This window comes from Peribacillus sp. P4_D6, assembly GCF_056401795.1.
The window spans coordinates 1-5,513 of sequence record NZ_JBFUIQ010000186.1 but is presented as its reverse complement, the minus strand read 5'-3'; the positions used below and the strand labels follow the sequence as shown (position 1 = coordinate 5,513).

The 5,513-nt window shown below is 42.4% G+C and carries 7 protein-coding genes; all 7 read left to right on the top strand.

Annotated features, from left to right (window positions below):
* Window positions 1-581: sugar kinase (locus AC1DVB_RS24900; RefSeq protein ID WP_477591447.1), on the top strand; the 581-nt coding region annotated here is incomplete at its 5' end.
* A 26-nt stretch (window positions 582-607) separates the two neighbouring features.
* Window positions 608-1,618 (top strand): ureidoglycolate dehydrogenase, encoded by a 1,011-nt coding sequence (gene allD, locus AC1DVB_RS24895; RefSeq protein WP_057277497.1) that lies wholly within the window; start codon window positions 608-610, stop codon window positions 1,616-1,618.
* A gap of 9 nt (window positions 1,619-1,627) precedes the next feature.
* A complete protein-coding gene (locus AC1DVB_RS24890) occupies window positions 1,628-2,647 on the top strand; it encodes a zinc-binding alcohol dehydrogenase family protein (protein WP_063590998.1) in 1,020 nt (339 codons plus the stop codon).
* 15 nt (window positions 2,648-2,662) lie between these two features.
* Entirely contained in the window at window positions 2,663-3,283 is a 621-nt protein-coding gene (locus tag AC1DVB_RS24885) for a bifunctional 2-keto-4-hydroxyglutarate aldolase/2-keto-3-deoxy-6-phosphogluconate aldolase (RefSeq protein WP_477591444.1), read from the top strand.
* Window positions 3,284-3,295: 12 nt separating this feature from the next.
* On the top strand, window positions 3,296-4,372 hold the full coding sequence (gene uxuA / locus AC1DVB_RS24880) for a mannonate dehydratase (protein ID WP_477591442.1): 1,077 nt from the start codon (window positions 3,296-3,298) through the stop codon (window positions 4,370-4,372).
* Window positions 4,369-5,205 (top strand): SDR family oxidoreductase, encoded by an 837-nt coding sequence (locus AC1DVB_RS24875; RefSeq protein ID WP_057277500.1) that lies wholly within the window; start codon window positions 4,369-4,371, stop codon window positions 5,203-5,205. The genes uxuA and AC1DVB_RS24875 overlap by 4 nt, the downstream gene beginning before the upstream one ends.
* Before the next feature lie 159 nt (window positions 5,206-5,364).
* Window positions 5,365-5,513, top strand: a 149-nt coding sequence (locus tag AC1DVB_RS24870) for a LacI family DNA-binding transcriptional regulator (protein WP_477591449.1), incomplete at its 3' end; no start/stop codon positions are given.

The following is a 5,513-nucleotide window of genomic DNA, read 5'->3' as shown; positions in this document are numbered from 1 at the left end:
TGTTTGAAGGGATTGATATAGTCCACCTTACTGGAGTATTTTTGGCTATAGATCCGAAAAATGTCAACATTGCCAAGAGGGTAATGGAAATTGCAAAACAAAAAAATATACCTGTTTCTTTTGATCCGAATATCCGCTTAAAGCTATGGTCCATCGAGGAAGCAAGATCAGTTTACTATGATATTTTTCCATATGTTGATATTTTGCTTACAGGTTTAGATGAAATAAGATTGATCATCGGTACTGACTCAAAAGAATCTTTGGCTGAATTCGCGAAGGTGAATGCTATTGATCAGCTTGTCATTAAGGACGGGAAACAAGGTTCAAAACTATATACCAAAAGTGAATGGCATGAAAAAGAAGCTTTCCCTGTAATACCTGTAGATACAGTTGGTGCAGGAGATGGTTATGATGCCGGTTATATTTACGGATACCTTAATGGTTTATCAATTGATGAAAGATTGGCATTCGCAAATGGTGTAGGAGCTCTTGTCACCACTGTTGCAGGGGACAATGAAGGATTACCATATTTGGATGAAGTAATGCCTTTCATACAGAATGAGATTGTAATAGAAAGATAGTAGGCTGAAAGAAATGGGGAGAGAAAATGGCAACAGTAACGATACAAGCCGAGGAAGCAAAACGATTAGTTATAAAGCAGCTGACCAAAGTGGGTTTGAATGAAGAAACTGCCGGGAAAATTGCGGAAGTATTGGTTCATGCTGATCTCAGAAATGTCAATTCCCATGGTGTTTTGCGAACAGAGCATTATGTGAACCGTTTAAAAGCAGGGGGGATAAATCCCGAAGCCCAGATTTCCTTCCAAAAGACAGGACCCGTTACCGGTGTAGTTGATGGAGATGATGGATTTGGGCATGTGATCAGCGACGTGGCCATGGACCATGCAATCGATATGGCGAGAGAAAATGGCGTGGGCATGGTGACTGTTTTTAATAGCAGCCATTGCGGAGCACTAAGTTATTTCGTTCAAAAAGCCGCTGATGCAAAGTTGATTGGCATCGCGATGTCACATACCGATAAAATTGTGGTCCCGTTCGGGGGAAAAACATCATTTCTTGGTACCAACCCAATCGCTTACGGAGTTCCTGCCAAAACGAAGAAACCCTATATTCTTGATATGGCAACATCCAATGTTGCATGGGGGAAAATTCTCCAGGCACGCGAAGAAGGAAAGGAAATCCCTGAAGGATGGGGTGTCGATGAACATGGAGCTGCAGTCACGGATCCGAATAAAGTCGTTTCCCTTTCCACTTTCGGAGGCCCGAAAGGCTATGGTCTATCGGTAATTGTAGATGTGTTTTCTGGATTATTGGCCGGTGCGGCATTTGGCCCGCACATTGGGAAAATGTATGACGATCTTGATAAGAAACGGAAGCTGGGGCATTATTTTTGTGTAATTAATCCTTCATTCTTTACTGATACTGATATATTTTTAGAGCAAATGGATCAAATGATTGAAGAGCTGAAACATGTTGAACCTGCTCCAGGGTTCGATCGCGTATATGTACCGGGTGAGATTGAACAGATCAATGAAGAAAAAAACCTGAAACATGGTATTACGATAGCATCAAGTGTTTATGAATTTCTTACAAAGTAGGTGGGAGAAATGAAAGCGGTTCAAGTACGGAAAGCTCATGAACTTATCATACAAGAAGTGGAAAAACCACGGATTTCGAACTCGACAGATGTCCTTGTAAAAGTGAAAAGAGTCGGGATTTGTGGATCGGATATGCATATTTACCATGGTACGAATCCTCTTGCTACGCTGCCGCGAGTCGTCGGGCATGAAGTAGCGGGAGAAGTTGTGGAGATTGGACAAGGCGTCGTGGGCATAAAAGTTGGGGACCATGTTGTTATTGAGCCCATCAGTTACTGCGGGAAGTGTTACGCCTGCCGCAAAGGCCGCCAAAATGTTTGTGAAAAACTGTCCGTTTTTGGCGTACATGAAGATGGTGGTATGAGAGAATGGTTCGTCCTTCCCGAGAAACAATTACATGTTGTGGATTCCGCGTTGGCTTGGGAAGAAATAGTATTGGCTGAGCCATATACAATCGGAGCACAGGCCGTTTGGAGAGGTGAAGTGGAGGAAGGGGAAACAGTGCTTATCCAGGGAGCTGGGCCTATTGGGATTTGCATATTAAAGATGGCAAAGCTTCAAGGAGCATCAGTGATGATCACGGATTTAAGTGAGGAACGTTTGGAATTCGCTAAAGAAAGCGGCGCTGATATCATTGTCCATGCGGGAAAAGAAGATGTTCAAAAACGAGTGGAAGAATGGACGAATGGAGAAGGTGCCAACGTCGTCATTGATGCAGTATGCTTGCCGATGACATTTGAATTGTCCTTTGATGTCGTATCAACGGCGGGCCGGATTGTCGTACTCGGTTTTGATGAACGGCCTGCATCAGTTTCCCAACTCCCAATCACTAAAAAGGAAGTCTCGGTTAAAGGATCTAGGTTGCAAACCAATCAGTTCCCAAAAGTAGTTAAACTTTTAAATGAAGGAAAACTCAGACAAGAAGGTTTAATTACCCACACATTTTCGCTGGATGATATCCAGGAAGCATTTAATTTTGTGGAAAATCATCCCGAACAAGTTCGAAAAGCGATCATCGTTTTTAATTAAAGGGGGGCAGGATTTATGGACAAACATTCAATCATTCATCGAATAAAGGAAACGAAAGTTGTAGCTGTTATCCGGGGACAGGATGCAAAGGAATCGGCACAACTGTCTAAAGCAGCTGTGGAAGGCGGTGTTCGGGCAATAGAATTGACTTATACAACACCGGGAATTGAAGAAGCTTTCAATGAACTGCAGAATACGGATGCACTCTTAGGAGCAGGATCGGTACTTGATTCTGAAACGGCTCGACATGCGATTTTAGCTGGTGCCAATTTTATCGTCAGTCCCTATTTTGTCAATGGAGTAGCCGAACTTTGTAATCGATACGGCATTCCCTATATGCCTGGTTGCATGACAATCAAAGAAATGGCTACGGCAATGGAAGCAGGTTGTGATGTTTTGAAGTTATTTCCGGCAAACCATTTTGAACCTTCTTTCATCAAGTCGGTTAATGGTCCACTGCCTAATGTAAGAATCATGCCAACCGGCGGAATTAATTTGGATAACATGAAGGACTGGCTGAATGCAGGTGCGGTGGCAATCGGGATCGGCAGTGATTTGAACAAAGCCTATCAAAATGGCGGCTATGAAGCAGCAGTGGAATTAAGCGGAAAATATATGCAAAAGATTTCGGAATGACGGAGGTGCATGATGAACATTACATTTAGATGGTATGGGAAAGACAATGATACCGTTACATTGGAGCACATTAAACAGATTCCTGGTGTGAAAGGGATTGTTTGGGCACTACACCGAAAACCTGTTGGTGAGGTATGGGAAAAGGAAGAAATTAAAGAAGAAATCGAATATATCCAATCATTTGGTTTTCACACGGATGTTGTAGAAAGTGTAAATGTCCATGAATCGATTAAATTGGGTAACGAAGACCGCATGATATATATTGAGAAATACAAAGAGACGATCCGAAATCTCTCGGAAGCTGGAGTGAAAGTCATTTGCTATAACTTCATGCCGATTTTTGATTGGACTCGTACGGAAATGTTTCATCCTTTGGAAGATGGCTCAACTGCCCTATTTTATGAAAAGGCGAAAGTGGATACGTTAGAACCGCAAGATTTGATTCGTACTGTGACGGAAGCTTCCGATTTAACTTTACCAGGTTGGGAACCAGAAAAGATGGATCGAATTTCTGAATTATTCGAAGCTTACAAAACTGTCGACGAAGAGCAGTTATGGGCGAATCTTGAAATATTCCTAAAAGAAATATTACCTGTTGCCGAGGCTTGCGGCATTAAAATGGCTATTCATCCGGATGATCCGCCATGGTCCATTTTTGGCTTGCCAAGAATCATCACAGGTGAATCAAGCTATGAAAAACTGATATCGATTTCGGACTCACCGTCGAATGCATTTACCATGTGTACTGGATCGATGGGGGCAAACCCTGAAAATGATATGGTCCAAGTGGCTAAAAAGTATGCAAACCGTTCGCCTTTCTCCCATATTCGAAATGTGAAGATTTATGAAAATGGTGACTTTGTGGAAACATCCCATCATACCCAGGATGGATCCATCAATATACAGGGCGTCGTGGAAGAATTGAATAAGCAGAATTATACTGGTTATGTCAGACCAGATCATGGCCGCCATATTTGGGGTGAAGATTGTCGCCCAGGTTACGGTTTATATGACCGAGCATTGGGCATCATGTATTTGCTCGGATTATGGGATGCATATGAAGCTGGTAAATCAGGTGGGAAATCATGATTCCCATCCATGAAAACTTATCGAATAGGGTGGCAGTGATCACTGGAGGCAGCGGTGTTTTATGTTCGAAAATGGCTGTGGAATTGGCCCGTCATGGTGTCAGGATAGCTATATTGAACAGATCGGCCGAAAAAGGGCAAGAAGTGGTCGAACTCATTGAACAAAAAGGGGGCACTGCGATATCCATAGCAGCAGACGTTTTGGATAGAGCCTCATTGGAGAATGCAAGAGGAAAAATAATAGAAGCGTTCGGAAGAGTGGATCTATTAATAAATGGAGCTGGAGGCAATCATCCTGATGCCATTACAGCTCCAGAGAAATATGGGGAAGAAGCGGAAGGGAAATCCTTTTTTGATTTAGACGAAAATGGTTTCTCCCAGGTTTTTGCCAGTAATTTCACCGGTACATTTTTGGCCAGTCAGGTTTTTGGGAAAGAGTTATTGCAAGTGGAAGCACCGGTTATCGTAAATGTATCTTCCATGAGTGCCTACGCTCCGATGACTAAAGTGCCAGCATACAGTGCGGCCAAAGCTTCGATAAATAATTTTACGATGTGGATGGCTGTACATTTTGCCGAAGCAGGTTTACGGGTGAATGCCATTGCTCCAGGATTCTTTTTGACGAAGCAAAATCGGGATCTTCTGCTTAATGAAGATGGCAGTCTGACAGCAAGGTCTAATAAAATCATTACTTCAACACCCATGAAGCGTTTTGGGCAGCCTGAAGACTTACTTGGAACGTTGCTTTGGCTCGCTGATGAATCCTACTCGGGCTTTGTCACAGGAATTACGGTACCGGTCGATGGTGGTTTCATGGCATACTCCGGCGTCTGAATTCAGCTTCTATAAAAAGGCAAACAAGTTAACGTGATAAATTAGTTCCATAGTATGGGAAATTGACTTTTATACTGCATCAGAAGGTGATTGTAAAGCTTTACTTATTATAATAGAATATTCCTTATATATTGAAATCACACGACAGGGATGAATGAAATGAAAACCATTACAATTACTGATGTCGCCAATCACGCGAAAGTATCAAAAAGCACAGTTTCCCAATACCTGAACAAACGCTATGAATATATGAGTGAAAAAACCAGAAAAAAAATTGAAGAAACAATCGAAGAGTTGAACTATCAGCC

Excerpts from the sequence above, each read along its gene's own strand:
- allD (WP_057277497.1), top strand. The coding sequence starts at position 608 with ATGGCAACAGTAACGATACAAGCCGAGGAAGCAAAACGATTAGTTATA.
- AC1DVB_RS24890 (WP_063590998.1), top strand. The coding sequence starts at position 1,628 with ATGAAAGCGGTTCAAGTACGGAAAGCTCATGAACTTATCATACAAGAA.
- AC1DVB_RS24885 (WP_477591444.1), top strand. The coding sequence starts at position 2,663 with ATGGACAAACATTCAATCATTCATCGAATAAAGGAAACGAAAGTTGTA.
- uxuA (WP_477591442.1), top strand. The coding sequence starts at position 3,296 with ATGAACATTACATTTAGATGGTATGGGAAAGACAATGATACCGTTACA.
- AC1DVB_RS24875 (WP_057277500.1), top strand. The coding sequence starts at position 4,369 with ATGATTCCCATCCATGAAAACTTATCGAATAGGGTGGCAGTGATCACT.